This is a genomic window from Pantoea agglomerans (assembly GCF_021397715.1).
Classification (GTDB): domain Bacteria; phylum Pseudomonadota; class Gammaproteobacteria; order Enterobacterales; family Enterobacteriaceae; genus Pantoea; species Pantoea astica.
The window spans coordinates 4,107,747-4,130,453 of sequence record NZ_CP090207.1 but is presented as its reverse complement, the minus strand read 5'-3'; the positions used below and the strand labels follow the sequence as shown (position 1 = coordinate 4,130,453).

Sequence of the window (22,707 nt, the reverse complement as noted above, 5' to 3'; positions counted from 1 at the left end):
TATTTAGTGGCGCTGGAACTTTTTCGGCTAAGAAAAGATAAAAAAATAATTATAAATTGCGCGGCAAATCGTCAGGTCTCTATCCATACTTAGCTTCCCGGCATTTGTTGCATTGACCTGACATGTTTACAAGCAGTGCACAGCAGGCTGTGTCCCGTAGTGGTTTCTCTCATAACAAAAACAAACCCTTGCGGGATACAGCCTGACCAGGCCCGGTTTCAGAGTCTGACTTCAGACTCGTACCTCTCTACTTTCACGTGCTTCATAGTGAGTTTTTAAGGAGTTCTCTATGGAATTAAAAGACCCGATGTTTGAATTGCTCAGCAGCCTTGAGCAGATTGTTTTGACACGTGACAACCGTCCCGCTGAGTTATCTATTCAACGCCAACCTGCCGTGCCAGAGCCACAGCGTCTGCGCGAAATGACCGGCATGCAGGTTGATGAATTTGCAAAAGTGATGGGCGTAAGCGTTTCTTCAGTAAAAAGTTGGGAAGCCCGACGTACCCGTCCTTCCGCTACGGCACAGAAGTTAATGAAGCTGTTGCATGCCAACCCCTATCTGGGTCGGCAACTGCTGGAATAATGAAGAAAAAATCCAAAGGAACCCGCCATGGCGGGTTTTTTTTTAGCGCAGTTCGCGGTATTTAGCCGCCTGTTTCTCAAACCAGCTGTCCGGCACGTTGTAGGGCGGCTGTCCCAGCTGGGCGATACCCGCTTCGATAATGGTCGATGCCTGTTGCCATAACTGTGCATCGCCCTGTTTCAGCAAGGCAATCTGCACCTGTTTTTCCACCAGATAGATGCGGGCGAAGTGGGGATCGAAGCGCACAATCGCGCGGGTGTTATCGATGATGTCCGCCAGCTTGATGGTTTGCGCCTCCGGGCTGGCATCGGCGGTATGGCGAAAGTGCGCCAGTTTACGCGCCGCCCGGTTCTTAGCCGTCGCCGGTGCGCTGTCGGTCAGCATCCCGACCAGGCTGGCAACCCGCGCCCCAAACAGATTTTCGATATCGCCCAGCGTGGTCGGCGTATCTTCCACCGTATCGTGCAGCCAGGCCGCGGCCAGCAGCGCATCATCATCGCTGACGCTGCGAACTAATTCCGCCACTGCCGCCGGATGAACAATATAGGGCTCATCCGTATATTTGCGGCGCTGACCGGCGTCGGCGTGGGCCTGCGTAGCGTAACGTCGCGCCTGTTCTTCCAGTGAATTCTGCATGCGTTTACTCCGGATTAAAAAAATTTTGCTTGCAATTATCTAGCGCGCTATCTATATTGAATCTTATGAACAGTGATCAAGATGACAAAAAAGTGAAAACGATGCCACTGTTGGTCGATCAGCAGCTCTGCTTTGCCCTCTATTCCGCCAATCTGGCGATGAATAAGGTCTATCGCCAGTTGCTGACCCAACTCGACATCACCTATCCGCAATATCTGGTGATGCTGGTGCTGTGGCAGAAGGACGATCTTACGGTTTCAGAGATTGGCGAGCAGCTATTCCTGGATTCAGCCACCCTGACGCCGCTGCTGAAGCGCCTGGAGAGTGCGGGCCTGATTATGCGGCAGCGTACCCGACAGGATGAGCGTCAGGTCGCGGTCACGCTGACGGAGGCTGGCCGGGCTTTGCGCAGCAAGGCGGAAGCGATTCCGGAAGCGGTCAAATGTGCCACCGCCTGTGACGATGATGCGCTGCTGGCGCTGAAAGGGCAGCTGGATGACTTACGCGACAACCTGAACCGATCACGATAAATCTTACTGACGGGCGTCCCGCGCCCGTTGAACCTCACCGCCTCATTACGGCGTTACAAGTAGTGAGCGATTAAATAGCGTAACGGAGAAATGTCATGTCTTTAGAACAAGTGGTTTACCGCGCAAAAGCCAAAGCAACCGGTGGTCGTGATGGCCGTGCAACTTCCTCTGACGGTGTGCTGGACGTGAAGCTGGGCGTACCAAAAGAGATGGGCGGTGCAGGTGGTGAAGTGACGAACCCTGAGCAGCTGTTTGCAGCGGGCTACTCAGCCTGTTTTCTGGGTGCGATGAAATTTGTGGCTGGCCGCGACAAAATCACCCTGCCGAAAGAGGCGTGGATTGAAGGCGAAGTCGGCATCGGTCCGATTCCCAACGGCTTTGGTATCGAAGCGACCCTGAACATTCACCTGCCAGAGATGGATGAAGCGGAAGCGCAGAAGCTGGTTGATGCGGCACATATCGTTTGCCCGTACTCAAACGCAACCCGTAATAACATCGACGTGACGCTGAATATTATTCGCTAAGCGTGCAGCGGGCCGCTACTCCGGCCCGCTCTCTTTCCCGCCCGTCGCGCCGTACCCGCTTTTTAACCCCGTTTGCAGTCTGAAATCTGACCAGTTATATCGATTGTACAAAAAATGTGCTAATCGGCTCGACAAAGATTATTTTCTGGTCTAACTACTGCAGCCATGTTTTACTGAGCCACCTCGCGTTATAGCCCATAAATCCGTTCAGAATTTTCCTTCATCTGGTCCGGTCCGCTTGTTCAGCGAACTCTGCCGCGTTTCGGTAGTCACATTAAAGATTTGGTAAAGCGCTTCATTCCGGGGAAACTCCATTTTTCATGAATTATATTAAAACCTTAACGCAGCAAAAGTTGTCGCTCCTGCTTGCGCTCTATCTCGGTATATTATTGAATTTACCGATTTTTTATCGCCGTTTTGACGGTTTCCTGACGAAATCGACGGTGACCAACTGGCTGACTGCTGTAACCGAAGTGGTAGCAATTGTGCTGCTGACTTTCTTCCTGATGCGGCTGCTGTCGCTGGGTGGAAAGTGGTTTTATCGCGTGCTGGCCACGCTGATTGTGCTGATTTCTGTTGCTGCCGCCTATTACATGGCATTTTTTAACGTCGTGATTGGCTACGGCATTGTGGCATCGGTGATGACCACCGATACCGATCTCTCCAAAGAGGTGATTGGCTACCATTTCATCCTGTGGATGGTGCTGGTCAGCGCACTGCCGCTGTTAATGATCTGGCGTAATAAACTGAGTATGACGCTGAATGAACAGCTGCGTACGCCAGGACAGCGCCTGAAACCCACCCTGATTATGCTGCTGTGCGTGGCGCTGGTCTGGCTGCCAATTCGGTTTTTCGACAAGCAGCAGAAGAATAACGAAGAGATCACCAACATCGATTTGCCGAGCTACGGCGGTGTAGTGGCGCACTCTTATCTGCCTTCGAACTGGCTGGCAGCGGTGGGGCTGTTCGCCTGGACCCGCATAGATGAGTCGCTGAATAGCGAGGAACTGCTCGATCCGGCGAAAAAATTTACCTACGTCGCGCCTGCCGGGCTGGACGACACCTATGTGGTGTTTGTGATTGGCGAAACCACCCGCTGGGATCACATGGGGATGCTGGGCTACGATCGCGATACCACACCTAAACTGTCGAAAGAGAAAAACCTGGTGGCGTTCCGCGGTGAATCCTGCGATACCGCGACCAAACTGTCGCTGCGCTGCATGTTCGTACGCGAAGGCGGCACCATGGATAATCCGGGTCGCACGCTGAAAGAGCAGAACGTGTTTGCGGTGATGAAAGAGCTGGGCTTTACCTCTGAGCTGTTTGCGATGCAGAGCGAGGTCTGGTTCTACGACAATATCAACGCCAATAACTTTGCCTTCCGTGAGCAGATTGGTTCAGAGAAGCGTAACCAGGGTAAAGCAGTCGACGACATGCTGCTGGTGCCGGAGATGAAGGCGTCACTGGATCGTTTCCCGAAAGGTAAGCATCTGGTGGTGTTGCATACCAAAGGTTCGCACTATCTCTATTCCCAGCGTTATCCGCGCAGTTTTGCGAAGTATCAGCCGGAATGTATGGGCGTGGATGAAACCTGCAGCAAGGCGCAGTTGATTAATGCCTATGACAACTCAGTGCTGTATGTCGATAGTATGCTCGACAGCGTGCTGGATCAGCTGCGTGATAAGAAGGCGATTGTCTTCTATGCCGCTGACCACGGTGAATCGATCAGCGAAAACATGCATCTGCACGGCACACCGCGTGAAATGGCACCACCGGAGCAGTTCCGCGTGCCGATGATCGTGTGGGCGTCTGATAAGTATCTGGCCGACAGCCAGAACCGCAGCAACTTTGAGCGCTTGCAGGCGCAGCAGCGCGTCGGCAAAACCCATCGTCATGTGGAGTTGTTCGATACCATTCTCGGTTGTCTGGGCTATACCTCACCCGATGGCGGGATCAACCCAGCCAATAACTGGTGTCAGGCACCGGCTACCCATCCGGCTAAACCGCTGTAATAACAACAGCGAAAGGGTGTGACGGCGGCTGGATTGCCGCTAACCGCGTGCTTTCCAGGCGATCGGCGGCAAAAGCGCAAAAAGCGGTTGACGCTGATCGGGGGTCGCAGTAACATGCGCCCCCATCGGCGAGTAGCGCAGCTTGGTAGCGCAACTGGTTTGGGACCAGTGGGTCGGAGGTTCGAATCCTCTCTCGCCGACCATATTTAAGAAACCTGTCTGAAAAGACAGGTTTTTTTTCGTCTGTAGAAAAGAGAATGAAAGGTACGGATTTTTCGTTGAGCGGGCTTCAGGGAGCATACGCCTTTCGCAAAGACGCCATCCCTGGCCCGCGATGCTTTGCTACAGGCGTATGCTCCCTTCGCTTCACGCCTGGCAGACGCATCAGGTACTTACAGAAGCATCTCAGACCACTGACAGATTTAAACCCGAGTGAATCTGGCCGCAGCGCATAAACTCAAGGCGTAGGGAACACGGGCAGTGGAGGAAAGCGTCCCACGCCAGGGACGGCGTGGGCCGAGCGTCCAGGGATGGTTTAAGCGCCTTTCCGATCTGCCCGTGTTCCTGAAGCAGTCTCGATCTAACCGCTAAGCATTCACACTCTTAACGCCGGGCGGGCTTCAGGGAGTATACGCCTTTCACAAAGACGCAAAAACGCCATCCCTGGTGGGATCAGCGCGGGCAATTACGCACCTTATCCCTGAGGTGCACCCGTAGCCGGGCCAACGCTTTGCGTTGTTCAAAAGCGCTCCCGGGGTTTTTGTCCCTGGCCCGCGATGCTTTGCGACAGGCGTATGCTCCCTTCGCTTTACGACTGGCAGCCGCTTCAGAGTGCTGACAAACTTCAGCTTCTGGCTGCTATCTTCCAGAAAGTTCCAATAAATCCCATCCGCTACGTATTCCGCTCATCCGCCGTTGTTATCGCCGCTTTCCCTCTGGCAGGCCTTGCCATGCAAGAGATGCAATCATAATTCGTGACACGTTCTTCTTATGACCGAAATCGGCAAGTTGCTGATTTCTTATGCTTCGGGACCAGCATATTCCGCTGGCTGAACGTCATAACGCACGGTGAATCGTTCAGTTATTCAACATTTGCCGGTAAAAGTTTTAAGTTTTTTAGCGGTGAGAATCACTAGCGATAAACCACGCTTCCAGCAGAATGTCTGGAAAATAAGCGACCGGCGCTGTGCATTGTATGGCTTTTATCCGGAAAGGGTTTTTTTTACCGTTGCTTGCTATCCCTCACACTCTGTGTAAATAACTAACCGTTGTATTGACGTTCATTGCAACTGTTGACAAATTGATGCGTCAATAAAGCCGCAGTTACGGAATTTTCTGAGTGATTCCATGGCATCAGAAAAAACAAAAAAAACGTAGTGCACTTTAACCACCCGTTCGGTGGTACGCCTGAACCGCATAAAAAAATCAGAGGTCGGGCAATGCACACAACATCACATCACAATGGAGCAAAAGCATGATCAACTCCCTGGCTAAATCCGGGATGCTGAAGGTCGGTCTGAGCCTGATTGCTATGACTGTCGCCGCCGGTGTTCAGGCAAAAACCCTGGTTTACTGTTCAGAAGGTTCTCCGGAAGGCTTTAACCCGCAGCTGTTCACTTCAGGTACCACTTACGACGCCAGCTCACGCCAGATCTACAACCGTCTGGTTGAGTTCACCATCGGCACCACCGAGCTGCACGCAGCGCTGGCCGAGAAGTGGGATGTCAGCGACGACGGCAAAACCTACACTTTCCACCTGCGTAAAGGCGTGAAGTGGCAAACCACCAAAGATTTCAAACCGACGCGCGAATTTAACGCGGATGATGTGGTGTTCACCTTTGAACGCCAGCTGGATAAAAACAACGCTTATCATGGCGTCTCCGGCGGCAGCTACGAATATTTCGAAGGCATGGATATGCCGAACCTGATCAGCAAAATCGAAAAAGTGGACGATCATACCGTGCGCTTTGTGCTGACCCGTCCTGAAGCGCCATTCCTGGCGGATCTCGGTATGGACTTCGCCTCTATTCTGTCGAAAGAGTACGCGGACAACATGCTGAAAGCTGGCTCGCCGCAGAAGGTCGACCTGAACCCGGTCGGTACCGGCCCGTTCCAGCTGCTGCAGTATCAGAAAGATTCGCGCATTCTGTATAAAGCCAACCCGGATTACTGGGGCACTAAACCAAAAATCGATCGCTTAGTCTTCTCAATTACGCCTGACGCCTCGGTGCGTTACGCCAAGCTGCAGAAGGGTGAATGTCAGGTGATGCCGTATCCAAACCCGGCTGACATTGCGCGCATGAAGCAGGACAAAAACATCAACCTGTATGAGCAGGCGGGCCTGAACGTCGGCTATCTCTCTTACAACGTTGAGAAAAAACCGCTGGATAACCTGAAAGTGCGTCAGGCCCTGACCATGGCGGTCAACAAACAGGCGATCATTGATGCCGTTTATCAGGGTGCTGGCCAGCCGGCTAAAAACCTGATCCCACCGACCATGTGGGGCTACAACGACGCGGTGAAAGATTACGCTTACGATCCTGAAAAAGCCAAAGCGCTGCTGAAAGAAGCGGGCATGGCTGACGGCTTCTCCATTGACCTGTGGGCGATGCCGGTACAGCGTCCTTACAACCCGAACGCGCGCCGTATGGCGGAGATGATTCAGAGCGACTGGGCGAAGATTGGCGTGAAAGCCAAAATCGTCACCTACGAGTGGGGCGAATATCTGAAGCGTGCCAAAGCCGGTGAACACCAGACCGTAATGATGGGCTGGACCGGCGATAATGGGGACCCGGATAACTTCCTCGCCACGCTGTTCAGCTGTTCAGCGGCGAAAGATGGCTCTAACTACTCGCGCTGGTGCGATAAATCCTTCGAGGATCAGATTCAGCCAGCTCGCGCCACCGCCGATCAGGCGAAGCGCATCGAGTACTACAAACAGGCACAGGTTGTCATGCATGACCAGGCACCGGCGCTGATGATCGCGCACTCAACGGTCTATGAACCGGTCAGCAAGAAAGTCTCCGGCTACAAAGTCGATCCGCTTGGCGGACACTACTTTGCCCAGGTAGACATTCAGGAATAATTGTTGCCTTTTCCGGGGCGGCTGCGCGTCGCTCCGGCTTTATCTCCCTGTTTTACTGGAAACGGTAGAGGCGCAGCCTGTCTGCGTCGCGGTCGGGCCTACCCGATCGTCAGATGTAAGCAATAACTACCCTCGCGGCGACGGTCGCGCGGACAAGAGAGAACCCGGATTATGCTGCAGTTCATACTCCGACGTTTGGGCCTTGTCATCCCAACGTTTATCGGTATTACATTACTCACCTTCGCATTTGTTCACATGATCCCCGGCGATCCGGTGCTGATCATGGCGGGCGAACGCGGTATTTCCCCTGAACGTCATGCACAATTAATGGCGCTGTTAGGCCTTGATCAGCCGCTGTGGAAACAGTATCTGCATTACATTAACGGCGTATTACACGGCGATTTGGGTATTTCACTCAAGAGCCGCATCCCGGTATGGGATGAGTTTGTGCCGCGCTTTAAAGCCACGCTGGAGCTGGGCGTCTGCGCCATGCTGTTTGCGGTCGCGGTCGGCATTCCGGTTGGGGTGATGGCGGCGGTGAAACGCGGCTCAATCTTCGATCACACCGCGGTGGGGATCTCACTGACCGGCTACTCAATGCCGATCTTCTGGTGGGGCATCATGCTGATCATGCTGGTGTCGGTGCAGTTCAACCTGACGCCGGTTTCTGGTCGCGTCGGCGACACTGTCTTCCTTGATGACACCATGCCGCTGACCGGCTTTATGCTGATCGATACCTTTTTCTGGGGCGAAGCGGGCGATTTCCACGATGCGGTAATGCACATGATTCTGCCTGCCATCGTGCTCGGCACCATTCCGCTGGCGGTGATTGTACGTATGACGCGCTCGGCGATGCTGGAAGTGCTGGGGGAAGATTACATCCGTACCGCACGCGCCAAAGGGCTGACGCGGATGCGGGTTATCGTGGTACATGCGCTGCGTAACGCCATGCTGCCGGTGGTAACCGTCATTGGTCTGCAGGTCGGCACCTTACTGGCCGGCGCGATACTGACCGAAACCATCTTCTCGTGGCCAGGTCTGGGTCGCTGGCTGATCGAAGCGTTGCAACGCCGCGATTATCCGGTAGTGCAGGGCGGCGTGCTGCTGACGGCGGTACTGATTATCCTGGTCAACCTGCTGGTTGATCTGCTGTATGGCGTGGTTAACCCGCGCATACGTCATAAGAAATAAGGGGGCATCATGTCTGTTGTTGATCCCGCCAGCGTAACCGCTGCACCCAAGCCGATGACCCCGTTTCAGGAATTCTGGCACTATTTTAAGCGTAACAAAGGCGCCGTGGTGGGCCTGGCGTACATCATCATTATGTTACTGGTGGCGGTGTTCGCCGATCTGCTGGCACCTCATGCGCCAGCTGAGCAGTTCCGTGATGCGCTGCTGCATCCGCCGGTCTGGCAGGAAGGCGGAAGCTGGAGTTATATCCTTGGCACCGACGATGTCGGCCGCGATGTGCTGTCGCGTCTGATGTACGGCGCGCGCCTGTCGCTGCTGGTTGGCTGTCTGGTGGTGGTGTTGTCGCTGATTTTCGGCGTGATCTTCGGCCTGCTGGCCGGTTATCTCGGCGGCGTGGTGGATGCCACCATTATGCGTCTGGTCGATATCATGCTGGCGCTGCCCAGCCTGCTGCTGGCACTGGTACTGGTGGCCATTTTCGGTCCGTCGATCGTTAACGCCTCTATCGCCCTGACGTTTGTGGCGCTGCCGCACTACATCCGTCTGACCCGCGCCGCGGTCCTGGTGGAGGTAAACCGCGACTATGTGACCGCCTCCAGCGTCGCCGGAGCCGGTATGCTGCGTCAGATGTTTGTAAATATTCTGCCTAACTGTCTGGCACCGCTGATCGTGCAGGCATCGTTAGGTTTCTCCAACGCCATTCTCGATATGGCGGCGTTGGGCTTTCTCGGTATGGGTGCGCAACCGCCAACGCCGGAGTGGGGCACCATGCTCTCCGACGTATTGCAGTATGCGCAAAGTGCCTGGTGGGTGGTGACGTTCCCTGGATTAGTCATTCTGCTGACCGTGCTGGCATTTAACCTGATGGGCGATGGTTTGCGTGATGCACTCGACCCGAAACTCAAGCAGTAAAGAGGCACCGAGATGGCGTTATTAAATGTAGACAAACTGTCGGTGCATTTCGGCGACGAAAAAGCACCGTTCCGGGCGGTCGACCGCATCAGTTATCAGGTTGAGCAGGGCCAGGTGGTCGGCATTGTGGGTGAGTCCGGCTCCGGTAAATCGGTCAGCTCACTGGCGATCATGGGGCTGATCGATTTCCCTGGCAAAGTGATGGCGGAAAAGCTGGAGTTTAACCAGCGCGACCTGAAACGCATCTCCGAACGAGAGCGCCGCCAGCTGGTGGGCGCGGAAGTGGCGATGATTTTCCAGGACCCGATGACCAGCCTCAATCCCTGTTACACCGTCGGTTTCCAGATTATGGAAGCGATTAAAGTGCATCAGGGCGGCAATAAACGCACCCGACGTCAGCGGGCGATCGACCTGCTGAACCAGGTGGGGATTCCCGATCCGGCGTCACGACTCGATGTTTATCCGCACCAGTTGTCAGGTGGGATGAGCCAGCGTGTGATGATCGCCATGGCGATTGCCTGCCGACCCAAACTGCTGATTGCCGATGAGCCGACCACCGCGCTCGACGTGACTATTCAGGCGCAGATCATCGAACTGCTGCTGGAGTTACAGCAGCAGGAGAATATGGCGCTGATCCTGATTACCCACGATCTGGCGTTAGTGGCTGAAGCCGCGCATCACATCATTGTGATGTATGCCGGTCAGGTGGTGGAGAGCGGCAAGGCGAGCGATATCTTTAAGGCGCCGCGTCATCCTTACACCCAGGCGCTGCTGCGTGCGCTGCCGGAGTTCGCGGCCGATAAAGCCCGTCTGGCCTCGCTGCCGGGCGTGGTACCGGGCAAATACGATCGCCCGGTTGGCTGCCTGCTCAACCCACGCTGCCCTTACGCGACGGACCATTGTCGCAAGGAAGAACCGGAACTGCGCACCATTCCAGGCCGCCAGTCCAAGTGTCACTATCCGCTGGACGATGCCGGGAGACCGACTTATGAGTCATGAAACAACCAAGCATGAGTATTTGTTACAGGCGATCGATCTGAAAAAGCACTACCCGGTGAAGAAAGGGTTGTTTGGTCAGGAACGTCTGGTGAAAGCGCTGGATGGCGTCTCGTTTAATCTGGAGCGCGGCAAAACGCTGGCGGTCGTTGGCGAGTCGGGCTGTGGGAAATCCACGCTGGGCCGCCTGCTGACGATGATTGAAACCCCGACCGAAGGACAGCTTTACTGGCATGGGCAGGATCTGCTGAAGCACGATCCGCAGGCGCAGAAACTGCGTCGTCAGAAAATCCAGATCGTCTTTCAGAACCCTTATGGCTCACTGAACCCACGCAAGAAAGTGAGTCAGATTCTGGAAGAGCCGCTGATTATCAACACCCAGCTGACCAAAGCCGAGCGCCGCGAGAAGACGCTGGAGATGATGGCGAAAGTGGGCCTGAAGACCGAGCATTATGACCGCTATCCGCACATGTTTTCCGGCGGTCAGCGCCAGCGTATTGCGATTGCCCGCGGGCTGATGCTCGATCCGGACGTGCTGATTGCCGATGAGCCGGTTTCGGCGCTCGACGTGTCGGTGCGCGCCCAGGTGCTGAACCTGATGATGGATCTGCAGCAGGATATGGGACTTTCCTACGTCTTTATCTCGCACGATTTGTCGGTGGTAGAGCACATTGCGGATGAAGTGATGGTGATGTACCTCGGCCGCTGTGTTGAGAAGGGCAGCAAAGAGGCGATTTTTGCCAACCCGCGCCATCCGTACACTCAGGCGTTGCTGTCGGCCACGCCGCGTCTCAATCCGGATGATCGCCGTGAGCGGATCAAGCTGACCGGCGAACTGCCGAGCCCGCTCAGTCCGCCACCGGGTTGTGCTTTCAACGCGCGCTGCCGCCGCCGTTTTGGCACCTGCGTTCAGTTGCAACCGAAGCTGAAAAGCTACGGCGGACAGCAGATCGCCTGCTTTGCCGTTGACCAGGATGAAAATCAGCCGGTCGGCGCGGCTGAAAAAGTCGGTTAACTCACCAAAAGGCTCCTGCTGGAGCCTTTTTTTAACGCAACTTACCCGCCAGCGCTTGCCGTTGCTGCCTCCTCTTCCTCGCCACCTTTCTCTGCCGCTGTTGTTTCGTTACCGACATTAACCAATGATTTTTCTGATGATATTTCCGGCAGAAACCGATAAGTATCCTCAACGATTCACCGGCTTTTTTCATGCTGACGTCAGCGTCAGATCAGGTGAAGGGTTTCGTCAGCAACGGGGATTAATCTCATCTTAACCACGCTGGTTGTGCCATGCGTAAGATGAGTTAACCGGATCGAATGAATGTAACAATCGGGCGAAACAATTTCACGTAAGCCTGACTTATTAATTTCTGACCAAAAGCACCCATCATCGGCTATTTACCGCCCCTATCGAATCTTTTTGATTAAACTATTTTATTGAATTTGCTGTTTTTGTAATCAGATTTTTCTCACCGAGTTTAAGCGGATGTGCTATATTCCAGGAAAATTCCCACCTTGTTGCAGGCCATGGCCAATGAAGAATAATTACGATGATTTGCAGCGTTTTAAAGAGAAAACGCAAACGCTCGACATCGACTTTAAAGATATGTCTGGCCAGACGCAGGAGGCGGCGGAACACAGTAAATGGGCATTGATTCGCCAGCTGGCGAAAGAAGAACATCAGACTCCGTTTGGCGGCGGCGAGCGTATTGACCTGCCGCAACCTCAGCCGCTGCGTGGTGATGAGTTCACGGCTCCACCGGCTGGGACACCGGCACGACATGCCGCACTCACTGCGCAACCGGCAATGGCAGCCCGCACCTCGATTCTCGATAGCCTGTCAGGCAATAACCTGCCAGCAACCAGCACGACTGAACGCGGCCCTTCATCACTCTTTCCGCCACCGCCACCGCTGCAAAAAGTGGCTGTGGCTGAGCCTGCGACCATGCTGCGTGCTGAGCCTGTCCGGCCTGCCACCGTGGCGGATCTTCAGCCCGTCGTCGCACCCACCGCCACCCATTCTGAGCCAGGACGATTTGGTGCGCTGTTCCGCTCGCGCGAGATTAATCTGCCGAAAGAAACCTTACTCAAACCGTTACTGGAGAAGATTGCGCTATGCCATTAGTTTGTGTGTGCTCGCCGAAGGGGGGCGTGGGGAAAACCACGCTGGCGGCGAATCTGGCCTGGAGTCTGGCGCGTTCCGGTAGCAAAGTTCTGGCGATTGATTTTGATGTGCAGAATGCACTGCGTCTTCACTTTGGCGTGCCGCTTCATGATGGCCGCGGATTTGTGGCGCGCTCAGAAGAGCAGGCGGACTGGAGCCAGTCGATTCTTACCACCGGCGGCAATATCTTTGTGCTGCCCTATGGCGACGTCACGGAGCCGCAGCGTGAACGGTTCGAAGAGAACCTGATGAAAGATCCCCACTTTATTAAGCGCGGTCTGGATACGGTGCTCAATTATCCCGGCCTGGTGATCGTGGCTGATTTCCCGCCTGGCCCAGGCCCCGCCCTTAAAGCAATGACGGCGCTGGCCGATATGCATTTAGTGGTGATGTTAGCCGATACCGCATCAGTATCGTTATTACCGCAGATTGAAGAGAACCGGATGATCGGTAAACCTCTCAATAATAAGCAGGGTCACTATTTTATCCTTAACCAGTGTGACAACCGCCGGAATATCAATCGCGATGTCACCGCATTTATGCAGCAGCGCCTGGGCGATAATTTACTGGGCGTGGTTCACCGTGATGAAAGTGTGGGTGAAGCCAATGCTTCGCAGCAGTCTGTTTACGATTTCAGTCCCGCCTCCGCAGCGGCATTTGATATTGAACTGATCGCGAAAAGGGTCAGCAGCATTCTGAATATCACCGTGGGTAATGGCGAAGTTCAGGCTCCCATCCGCACAAACCACTTTTAGTCGGCTTCCGCCAGGCGACTGACTTATACAGCTCTTCTCAGGGTGAATCATGAGTAAAATCGGGTTTTACCTGCTGCTGCTGGTGCTTGCACCCGTTGCCGCGGTGATCATCATTACGCCAATGGACAGCCAGAAACAGTATATTTTTGGTCTGATCAGCATCGGCATGATGTTTTTATTGGGTTTCAGCAAGAGCCGCAAAATAACTGTGGTGATGGTGATTCTCTCTGCGCTGATGTCCAGCCGCTATATCTGGTGGCGGACCACCGAGACGTTGCACTTTAATTCCGAAGTTGAAGCTATCTTAGGCATTGGCTTGTATCTGGCGGAGCTGTACGTCTGGCTGATCTTAATTCTTGGCTTCCTGCAAACCACCTGGCCATTAAAACGCACGATTGAACCCTTACCGGACGACACCAGCCTGTGGCCGACGGTCGATATTTATGTGCCTTCCTACAATGAAAGTCTTGATGTGGTGCGCGACACCGTACTCGCGGCGCAGTGCATCGACTACCCGCGTGACAAAATCAGGGTCTATCTGCTGGATGATGGCAAGCGCAGCGAGTTTGCCCGCTTTGCGGCGGATGTCGGCGTGGGTTATATCACCCGTGACGACAACAAACATGCCAAAGCCGGGAACCTCAACCATGCGATGAAAATCACCAAAGGTGAGCTGATTTGCATCTTCGACTGCGACCACGTGGCGACGCGCACCTTCCTGCAGGCGACGGTCGGACCGTTCCTGAAAGATCCGAAGTTGGCGCTGCTACAGACGCCGCACTACTTCTATTCTCCCGATCCCTTTGAGCGTAACCTGCGCGCCGCACGCAGCATTCCAAATGAAGGCTCGCTGTTTTATGGCCCGGTGCAGCAGGGTAACGATAACTGGAATGCCACTTTCTTCTGTGGCTCCTGTGCGGTTATCCGTCGTTCAGCGCTGGAAGAGATTGGCGGTTTTGCCGTTGAAACCGTGACCGAAGATGCACACACCGCCCTGAAAATGCAGCGACTGGGCTGGGGCTCAGCCTTTTTGTCGATCCCGCTGGCTGCCGGTCTGGCAACAGAACGTCTGGGCCTGCATATCATTCAGCGTACCCGCTGGGCGCGTGGCATGACGCAGATTTTCCGCGTCGATAACCCGCTGTTTGGCCGTGGCCTGAAGTGGCAGCAGCGCCTGTGTTACCTCAACGCCATGCTGCACTTCCAGTTTGGTCTGCCGCGTGTTGCCTTTCTGACGGCACCGCTGGCCTATCTGCTGTTTAATCTCAATATCATCCACTCCTCCGCGTCGCTGATTTTTGCTTACGTGCTGCCGCATCTGGTGATGTCGCTTTATGTTAACTCGCGGATGAATGGCCGTTTCCGCTACACCTTCTGGGGTGAGATTTACGAGACGGTGATGTGCTTCCATCTGGTGATCCCGACCATTCTGACCCTGCTGTCGCCAAAACATGGCAAGTTTAACGTGACCGATAAAGGCGGCGTGCTGGATCAGGGCTTCTTCGATTTCCACATCGTGCGTCCACATGTGATTGTGGCGCTGCTGCTGGGCATTGGCATTGTAGCTGGCGTGGTGCGTGCGGTGATGCATGACTATTTTGGCGTCGATCCTTACGTTATCGCGCTCAACGTCGGCTGGGCGATCTTCAGCCTGATCATTCTGATGGCGGCGATTGCCGTGGCGCGCGAAACCAAGCAGGTGCGAAAAACCATCCGTGTTGAGGTGCAAATCCCGGCGATTATTCATTACGCCAGCGGCATTTCATCGCGCACCCAGACCAGCAACCTTTCGATGGGCGGCGCGCAGCTTGATGCACCCGATGGACGTCATGAAACTGATGAGATTGAAGAGATTGATCTGCTGCTGAAATCCGGCGCGATCACTATCCCGGTCAGTCAGATTTCCGGCGATGATGAGAGCATCCGTCTGCGCTTTGAGGCGATGCCGCTGGCGCGACGTCGCGAACTGGTCCGTGTGGTGCTGGCTCGTGCGGATGCCTGGATCCAGCCGGAGTATAAGCAGGACAACCCGCTGATTTCGCTAGGCACTATTATCCGTACCGTCTTTGAGCTGTTCTGGCTGACCTGGAAAGGCCGCCACGATAAACGTAAAAATGTCGACCCGGTTGCCGCGGCGGCGAAAAAGGATGGGGCGGCATGAAGATCCTGACGCAAACTTTGCTGGTCAGTTCACTGACCGCAGCGTTATGGCTGACGCCCGCTGGCGCGGAAACGCCGGTTGTTACTGATAACAGCAGTGCTGCGCCGGTAAACAGTTCAGCCCCGACGCCGCCTGATGCTGCTTCCAGCACGCAGCCTGCCGATGCCACCGTCATTGCACCCGCGACAAATCAGGCTCCGGCCAGCGATGCGGCATCTGTGGCACCCATGAATAAGGGTTCCAGCCAGACGGCAGGTTCAGACCAGGTAGCGGTCCCGGTCAGCGGTGGAGAGTCTGCAATGCCGTCCGTGTCACCAGCGGCAAATGCGCCATCTGCGACACCGTCCGCAGAATCTGCACCGGTATCGGCGCCACAGAGTGCATCACCCAATGCCGTGGCACCCGCGGTGAACGCCTCTTACGCCCCAGGTAGCGAGGCGACATCACAAACTCCGCCATCTTCAGTGACCGATGACGCGACTTCAACGCCTCAGACCGCGTCATCGACCGGTGAGGCGGCGGCTTCTGCCCAGACCACCGCGCCGATGGCCGCCACCGGCGCGGTGACCCAGGACAGCAGCGCGCTGTCCGCGGTGCCCCTGCCGCAAGGCCTGAGCAGTGCCGATCCCGCGCTGGAAGCGGCCGCCAGTGCGCTGCCCTACGCGCCAGGTCAGGTAGCTGCGCCGGTTGCAGAAGCGCAGCCGCCGATCGCGGCTGCCATCAATCAGCCGATCAGTAGTGCTATTTCAGTGGCCCAGATGGGCCAGTCGCGCGGCATCACGCTGACCGGCGGTCAGCTTCAGTCGGGCATCACCTTCACCCTGCCCGGCGATGAAGTCATCACCAATGCGCGACTTAATCTGACGCTGCGCGTCTCTGCTGCGCTGGCGGCACGCAATACGTCGCTGCAGCTGATGCTGAATGGTCAGCCGCTCGGCACGCTGCCGCTGAGTGCGACGGACAGCGATGTCAGCGACTATGAGCTGGATATTCCGGCGGCGATGGTGGTGTCGGCGAATAACCTGAGTTTTAAAATCAATGATGCGGACAAGTTGCTGTGTGAAAGAGAGAGCGCACAGCAGTATCAGGTCACCATTCTGCCGAACACGTCGCTGCACCTTGAGGGCCAGAAGCTCAATATCGGCACCAGCCTGCGTAATTTCCCGCGCCCCTTCCTGGATCCTCAGCGGATGACGGCGTCCACCGTGACGGTGGGCTTTGCCAGCAATGTTTCAGCCGATGCCGTCAGCGCGGCGGCACTGGTGGCATCCTGGCTTGGCATTCAGAGTGATTATCGCGGCATCCGTTTCCCGGTGGTGCGCGGCGAACTGCCGGAACAAAACGGCATCCTGTTTGGTCATCCTGGTGACCGGATCGGCACCCTGACTTTCCCGGCCAGTAACGGTCCGATGTTGCAGGTGGTGGATAATCCTAATAATCCGGTTTACAAATTGCTGCTGGTCAGTGGCAACAATGAGGAGCAGTTGCGTCAGGCGGCGAACCGTCTGACGACGCAGCCACTGACGACTGATGAGAGTCAACTGCAGGTCCCTGCGCAGACTATTGCAAACCGCAAACCTTACGATGCTCCACGCTGGATTAACACTGACCGCCCGGTACGGCTGAGCGAACTGCTGCGTAAAGATCAGAGTCTGACCAGCAGCGGCATCTGGCATGATGCGCTGCGTGTTAATTTCCGCGCCGCGCCTGATTTGTTCCTGTGGGATGGCGACACAGTGCCGGTCAATCTGCACTATCGCTTCCCGTCCGAAAGCTGGATCGATGAGGATAATTCTTTCCTTAACGTCATGCTCAACGGTACTTTTCTGCGCAATCTGACGGTGAACAAAGTCGGCCTGCTGGAGAACGCCTGGCACCGTCTGGGCGGTGATGCGCGTCAGGAGCAGTATCAGCTTAATCTCGAACCCTACCTGATCTATGGCGATAACCAGCTGGCGCTCTACTTCAATATCAAACCGCGGGCTGATGCGCCCTGCGGTGTGTTACTGAACAACAACATCAAAAGCCGGATTGAAGAGGACTCATGGATCGATCTGAGCCATACCCGTCACTTCAGCATGCTGCCGAACCTCTCTTACTTTGTGGGTGCCTCTTTTCCGTTCTCACGTCTGGCCGATTTCAGCCAGACCACGCTGCTGCTGCCGGAAACGCCCAGCGATGCTGAACTGTCAACGCTACTGGATCTGGCGGCGCGGGCTGGTAAAGCCACCGGTCTGGCGCTGACACAGAATCAGGTACTGTTTGGCCTGCCCAGCGGCGGCACCCATCTGGCGCGCATACAGCAGAGCGATCTGCTGGCGGTGAGCACCACCGGCAACAGCGCTTTTAATCAGGCGATGCTGGCGGCTTCCCCTTATGACGCCACCAGCAGCACCTTTGGTGTGAAAGAACCCGACACGCTGGAAAAATTACGCGGCTGGCTGACCGGTGACTGGAGTCGTCAGCAGCTGGATGCCGATCGTTACTTCTCCTCCAACGAAGCGTGGCGAGGCTTCCTCAGCTACCGATCGCCATGGAACCGCGATCGGCTGGTGGTGATGACGGTGGCAACCAGCGACGATCAGCTGTTGCGACTGCATAACGATTTGAGTTCGGCGCAGATTAACGCCGGCATTCGTGGCGATACCGCGATTATTACCGATGAAAACGGCATTCGCAGTTTCCGCGTCGGCGCGCAGTTCCCCAGCGGTGAGTTGCCCTGGTACATGATGGTGGTGTGGTATGCCAACCAGCACTCGGTGCTGCTGGCGGTGGCGGCGATGCTGCTCTCCGCGCTGGTGGGCAGTGCGGCCTGGGTGATGCTGAAGCGTCATGCCTGGCGGCGTCTGAACCCGAAGCCCGATCGTGATTCCGGCAGGAAGTAAGGATAATAACAATGAAAAAAAATCTGTTAAGTGCCGGTATCCGTAAGGCGTTGCTGCTGGGCAGCGCGCTGGCCCTGTCACAGCCGCTGCTGGCGGCGGAAAGCGCCAACCCGGCGCTGCAGGCGCTGTTCGATCAGGCCTCTTACTGGCATCAGAAAGCGCATGACGACCTGGCGACAGCCTCACTGCAAAAGGTGCTGATGGTTGAACCCAACAACACTCAGGCGCTCTACCTGCTGGCGCTCTATTCACAGCAGGGCGGCGACACTGCGGCGGCGGCGCAGTATCGCGCCCGGCTGAGCCAGGTCTCCCCCAACGATCCGCACCTCGGCGAGCTGGATAATGCGCGCCAGATGCAGACCATTCCGCAGGCGCAGCTTGCGCTGGCGCGTCAGCAGGCGCGCAGCGGCAACATTCCGGCGGCGTTACAGACCTGGCGCAACACCTTCAGCGGCAATGCGCCGCCACCCAGCGTCGCGGCAGAATATTACCTTACTATGGCGGGCGACCGTACGCTGCTGCCGCAGGCGGTTGAGGCACTGCGCCAGTTTGCGGCTCAGCATCCGCAGGACACCGGCGCGCGGCTGGCGCTGGGTAAAGCGCTGACCTATCAGGAACCGACCCGTCGCGAAGGCATTGAGGTGCTGAGTTCGCTGGCGAGCGGTAATCAGGATGCCGACCGCTCACTGCGTCAGGCGCTGCTGTGGCTCGGTCCACAGCCGTCAGATGCGGCGCTCTATCAGACCTGGCAGCAACGTCATCCGCAGGATTCAGCGGTGATCGACTACTACCGTAAAAACGTCGGCGGCGCAGAAAAAGGGGCCGGATTCAGCGCGCTCAACAGCGGTGACGTCGGCGGTGCGCAGTCCAGCTTTGAAAAAGTACTGAGCGCGAATCCGCAGGATGCCGATGCGTTAGCGGGCATGGGTTATGTGGCCCAGCGAGCCGGACGTTATCAGGAAGCGGCGGATTATCTGCAGCGGTCTGCTCAGCTCGGCGGCGATCAGGGTTCATCGCGTCAGCAGCAGGCTGACGATGCGCGTTTTTATGCACAGCTGGCCAGCGCCCAGCAGGCACTGAAAAGCGGAGACACGGCGCAGGCGCTGACATTAAGCGAACCACTGGTGCAGGCTGACGGCGAAAAAGGGCTGGCCGCCAGACTGTTCCGCGCCGACGTGCTGCGCCGCACCAATCAGCCGCAGCAGGCGGAGCAACTCTATCGCACTATTCTGCAAAGCGATGCGGATAACCGCAGCGCCAAAGAGGGGCTGTTCTACGTTCTGCGTCAGCAGAATCGGGGCGCCGAAGCTAACACGCTGCTGGGGGCACTGCCGGACAGCGTGCGCCAGAGCGTCACGCCACGGGCCAATGAAGCCGATGCGCTGCGTCAGCAGGCGAAGCGTCAACTGGCGGCCGGTAACAATGCCGCTGCCATTGCGACGCTGCAGCAGGGTATTCAGCGCTATCCCACGGATGGCTGGCTGCGGCTCGATTTAGCCCGGCTCTACCGTCAGCAGGGCGACACGCTGCAGGCGGCCAACGTAATGCAGCCGGTGATGCGTAACGGGGCCAGCACCAGCGAACTGTATGCCGGTGCGCTTAACGCCAGCGAAAGCGGCGGCTGGCAACAGGCCAGCACGTTGCTGTCGCGCATTCCCGCTAACGCGAAGACGGCGGCGATGCGTGAACTGGCGCAGCGGGTTAATTTCAATCTGCAGATGAGCACGGCCGACCAGTATCTGGCGCAGGGCGCGACGGCTGCCGCCGCCAATACCCTGAAGGCGCTCACGGTTAATCCACCCACCAACCCGGTTGATGCCGGAAACCTGGCGCAGAAGCTGGCGCAGGCGGGCGATCTCACCAGCGCCGTTTCGGTGGTGCGGGCTAACCTGCAGCGTGGCGTGCAGGGCAATGCGGGCGATTATGCCGCGCAGATGATGGTGCTGAATCAGGCGGGCCTCGGCAGTGAGGCGCAGCGTTTCCTCAGCAACCCGGAACTGCAGGCGCGCAGTACGCCGACGCAGCTGGCCGGTATTCGCAATGGCTATCTGATTAACGAAGTGGATCGCCTGCGACAGCAGCGTCAGTACGCGGTGGCGTATGACAAGCTGATTGGTGCACTGCAGCAGGATCCGCAGAACCGCGATCTGATGTTCGCGATGGCCCGTCTCTACCAGGACGGCAAGATGAACCGCGATGCGGGCGTGGTCTATGACTACCTGATGACCCAGGATACGCCGACGCAGGATGCGCGCGTCGGGGCCATCAACGTCGCGCTGGCGCAGAACAATGTGCAGCGCGCTAATGAGCTGAGTCGCGGCCTTAACAGTACGACTCAGACACCGGATCGTCTGCTGCTGCTGGCGCGGGTGGCGGAAGCCAATGGCGAGCATTCTCAGGCGATGGCTTATCTGCGTTCAGCGCGCGGTCAGCTGATTGGCCTGCAGGGCGCGCAGCCTGGCAGCGTGCCGACCGTGGGCGGACTGGCGCTGGCGGATAATCCGTTTATCAACCGTGATACTTCGCCGGTGGGACGTTCACCATCCAGCTACGGCACCGTGCTGCCGTGGCAGGCGGCACCTGCGGGCGTTGCCGCTGGCGTGACAACGCAGGGTGAACCGGCCGCGGGCGGCGAAACTGTTTCCCGGCAGTCACAGATTCTGCACGATGTCGACACCATGATGGATTCGCTGCAGGAGAAAACCGGCAGCTGGAGTCAGGGCATGGTGCAGGTGCGCGGGCGTGATGGCGAGTCGGGCCTGAGCAAGCTGACGGAAGCTAAAGCGCCGCTGACCTTCTCTACCGTGCCGTTTGAAACGGCGCGCTTCGACTTTACCGCCACGCCGGTGTCACTTACGGCGGGCAGTGGCGCAGCCGATGCCTGGCGTCGTTTCGGCACCAATGCGCTGAGTCAGGGCAGGGTAGTGGCCGCAGGCGGTGCAACGGTGAATGACCTGCCGAACGCCACCACCGATTCGCAAACCGCTTCGGGCGTGGAGCTGAATCTGGCGCTGAAGGGCGACAGCTATAAAGTGGATATCGGCAGTACGCCGCTGGGCCAGGATCTCAGTACCCTGGTTGGTGGCGTGCAGTGGTCACCGAAACTCACCGACTTCCTGACGCTGATCCTGACCGGTGAACGTCGCGCGATTACCGACAGCCTGCTCTCTTACGTCGGCGCAGAAGATAAAGCCAGCGGCAAACGCTGGGGACGCGTCACCAAAAACGGCGCTAACGCCCTGTTAAGCTACGACAATGGCGATGCGGGTTTCTACGCCGGTGCGGGCGCGTACAGCTACCTTGGCGAGAATGTCGCCAGCAACAACAACCTGCAGGCGACGGCCGGCGCCTACCTCCGTCCGTTCCACACTGACGATCGCGAGCTGAAAGTGGGCATGAGTCTGTCATGGATGGACTTCTCGAAAAACCTCAGCTATTTCAGCTACGGTCAGGGCGGCTACTTCAGCCCGCAGAACTATGCGTCGGTCTCCTTCCCGATTGAGTTCTCCCGCAAATTTGACGATCTGAAGGTCAATATTGGCGGTGCAGCCGGTTATCAGACCTACAGTCAGGATAAAAGCGCGTACTTCCCGGCGGATGCCAGCCTGCAGTCAGAGCTGGAATCCCTTGCCGCCAGCGGCAGCGTGAAAGACGCTTACTATTCAGGCAGCAGCAAAAACGGCATCGGCTACAACCTGCACGCCGGGGCGGACTACAAACTCAATAAAGATGTGACGATTGGCGGCCAGCTGGGTTATGACACCTTTGGTGACTACAACGAAAGCAGCGCGCAGCTCTATGTCCGTTACCTGTTCGGAGAGAAGTAATGAGTGAGCATTCGGGGGTATCGCATCCTTATCAGCCGGGCTGGTTTGACCTGGTCAGCGTACTGATTGACGGGATGATCGCCAACGCCGGTCAGCAGGAGGCAGAAGCCTTTCTCTATAAGATGGGGGAATCGCTGGCGACCCGCTATCCTTTGCCAGAGTCGCGTACCGTGCAGGATCTGGAGCGCGAGTGCAATCTGCAACTGGCGCGGTTTAACTGGGGTTTTGTGCAGCTTCAGCCGGAAGAGAAGGCGCTGCTGATTGCGTATCACGCCTTACCGGCAGGCGACAACACCCACTCTCCGGCTGACTGGCAGGCGGCGTTTGGTGCGGTGATGGCCGGACTTTTTTCGGGCTGGTTGCAGGGCCAGGGCGGCAGCAGCATTGTGCCGGTTACGCTTGAACTCAACGATGGCAGCACGCTGCACTATCGATATCAATAGGATCGG

16 protein-coding genes and 1 tRNA gene are annotated in these 22,707 nt (G+C 56.7%); 16 read left to right on the top strand and 1 reads right to left on the bottom strand.

What is annotated here, in order from left to right; translation table 11 throughout:
• Positions 1–289: 289 nt before the first annotated feature.
• A complete protein-coding gene (locus LZU96_RS19540) occupies positions 290–583 on the top strand; it encodes an HTH-type transcriptional regulator (RefSeq protein WP_094119881.1) in 294 nt (97 codons plus the stop codon).
• 42 nt (positions 584–625) lie between these two features.
• On the opposite strand, the gene LZU96_RS19535 is transcribed toward LZU96_RS19540, so the two are convergent.
• Complete coding sequence (locus tag LZU96_RS19535) at positions 626–1,219, bottom strand: HD domain-containing protein (RefSeq protein ID WP_233985701.1); 594 nt, start codon at positions 1,217–1,219, stop codon at positions 626–628.
• A gap of 65 nt (positions 1,220–1,284) precedes the next feature.
• Here LZU96_RS19535 and LZU96_RS19530 point away from each other — a divergent pair, with 65 nt between their 5' ends.
• The 15 genes from LZU96_RS19530 (at position 1,285) to bcsD (ending at position 22,701) form a co-directional block, all read left to right on the top strand.
• Positions 1,285–1,749 (top strand): MarR family winged helix-turn-helix transcriptional regulator, encoded by a 465-nt coding sequence (locus tag LZU96_RS19530; RefSeq protein ID WP_233985700.1) that lies wholly within the window; start codon positions 1,285–1,287, stop codon positions 1,747–1,749.
• A gap of 95 nt (positions 1,750–1,844) precedes the next feature.
• On the top strand, positions 1,845–2,273 hold the full coding sequence (locus tag LZU96_RS19525; RefSeq protein ID WP_233985699.1) for an organic hydroperoxide resistance protein: 429 nt from the start codon (positions 1,845–1,847) through the stop codon (positions 2,271–2,273).
• Positions 2,274–2,593: 320 nt separating this feature from the next.
• A complete protein-coding gene (eptB, locus tag LZU96_RS19520; protein ID WP_233985698.1) occupies positions 2,594–4,285 on the top strand; it encodes a kdo(2)-lipid A phosphoethanolamine 7''-transferase in 1,692 nt (563 codons plus the stop codon).
• Between the two features lie 126 nt (positions 4,286–4,411).
• Positions 4,412–4,488, top strand: a tRNA-Pro gene (locus LZU96_RS19515).
• Between the two features lie 1,271 nt (positions 4,489–5,759).
• Entirely contained in the window at positions 5,760–7,370 is a 1,611-nt protein-coding gene (dppA, locus tag LZU96_RS19510; RefSeq protein ID WP_233985697.1) for a dipeptide ABC transporter periplasmic-binding protein DppA, read from the top strand.
• Between the two features lie 171 nt (positions 7,371–7,541).
• Positions 7,542–8,561 carry a dipeptide ABC transporter permease DppB gene (gene dppB / locus LZU96_RS19505; protein WP_233985696.1) on the top strand — a complete coding sequence of 340 codons (1,020 nt, stop codon included), beginning with the start codon at positions 7,542–7,544 and terminating at the stop codon, positions 8,559–8,561.
• A 9-nt stretch (positions 8,562–8,570) separates the two neighbouring features.
• A complete protein-coding gene (gene dppC, locus LZU96_RS19500) occupies positions 8,571–9,473 on the top strand; it encodes a dipeptide ABC transporter permease DppC (protein WP_094120946.1) in 903 nt (300 codons plus the stop codon).
• A gap of 12 nt (positions 9,474–9,485) precedes the next feature.
• Entirely contained in the window at positions 9,486–10,472 is a 987-nt protein-coding gene (gene dppD / locus LZU96_RS19495; protein ID WP_233985695.1) for a dipeptide ABC transporter ATP-binding protein, read from the top strand.
• Entirely contained in the window at positions 10,462–11,484 is a 1,023-nt protein-coding gene (dppF, locus tag LZU96_RS19490) for a dipeptide ABC transporter ATP-binding subunit DppF (protein ID WP_233985694.1), read from the top strand. The genes dppD and dppF overlap by 11 nt, the downstream gene beginning before the upstream one ends.
• A gap of 516 nt (positions 11,485–12,000) precedes the next feature.
• Entirely contained in the window at positions 12,001–12,591 is a 591-nt protein-coding gene (bcsO, locus tag LZU96_RS19485; RefSeq protein ID WP_233985693.1) for a cellulose biosynthesis protein BcsO, read from the top strand.
• Complete coding sequence (gene bcsQ / locus LZU96_RS19480) at positions 12,582–13,385, top strand: cellulose biosynthesis protein BcsQ (RefSeq protein ID WP_010671647.1); 804 nt, start codon at positions 12,582–12,584, stop codon at positions 13,383–13,385. The genes bcsO and bcsQ overlap by 10 nt, the downstream gene beginning before the upstream one ends.
• Positions 13,386–13,434: 49 nt before the next feature.
• On the top strand, positions 13,435–15,546 hold the full coding sequence (bcsA, locus tag LZU96_RS19475; RefSeq protein ID WP_233985692.1) for a UDP-forming cellulose synthase catalytic subunit: 2,112 nt from the start codon (positions 13,435–13,437) through the stop codon (positions 15,544–15,546).
• Positions 15,543–18,431, top strand: coding sequence for a cellulose biosynthesis cyclic di-GMP-binding regulatory protein BcsB (bcsB, locus tag LZU96_RS19470; RefSeq protein ID WP_233985690.1), 2,889 nt, complete (start codon positions 15,543–15,545; stop codon positions 18,429–18,431). Before bcsA ends, bcsB begins: the two co-directional genes overlap by 4 nt.
• Positions 18,432–18,442: 11 nt before the next feature.
• Positions 18,443–22,258, top strand: coding sequence for a cellulose biosynthesis protein BcsC (locus LZU96_RS19465; RefSeq protein WP_233985689.1), 3,816 nt, complete (start codon positions 18,443–18,445; stop codon positions 22,256–22,258).
• Positions 22,258–22,701: a cellulose biosynthesis protein BcsD gene (bcsD, locus tag LZU96_RS19460; RefSeq protein ID WP_061901880.1), complete on the top strand. Its 444-nt coding sequence runs from the start codon at positions 22,258–22,260 to the stop codon at positions 22,699–22,701. Before LZU96_RS19465 ends, bcsD begins: the two co-directional genes overlap by 1 nt.
• The last annotated feature ends 6 nt before the right edge of the window (positions 22,702–22,707 follow it).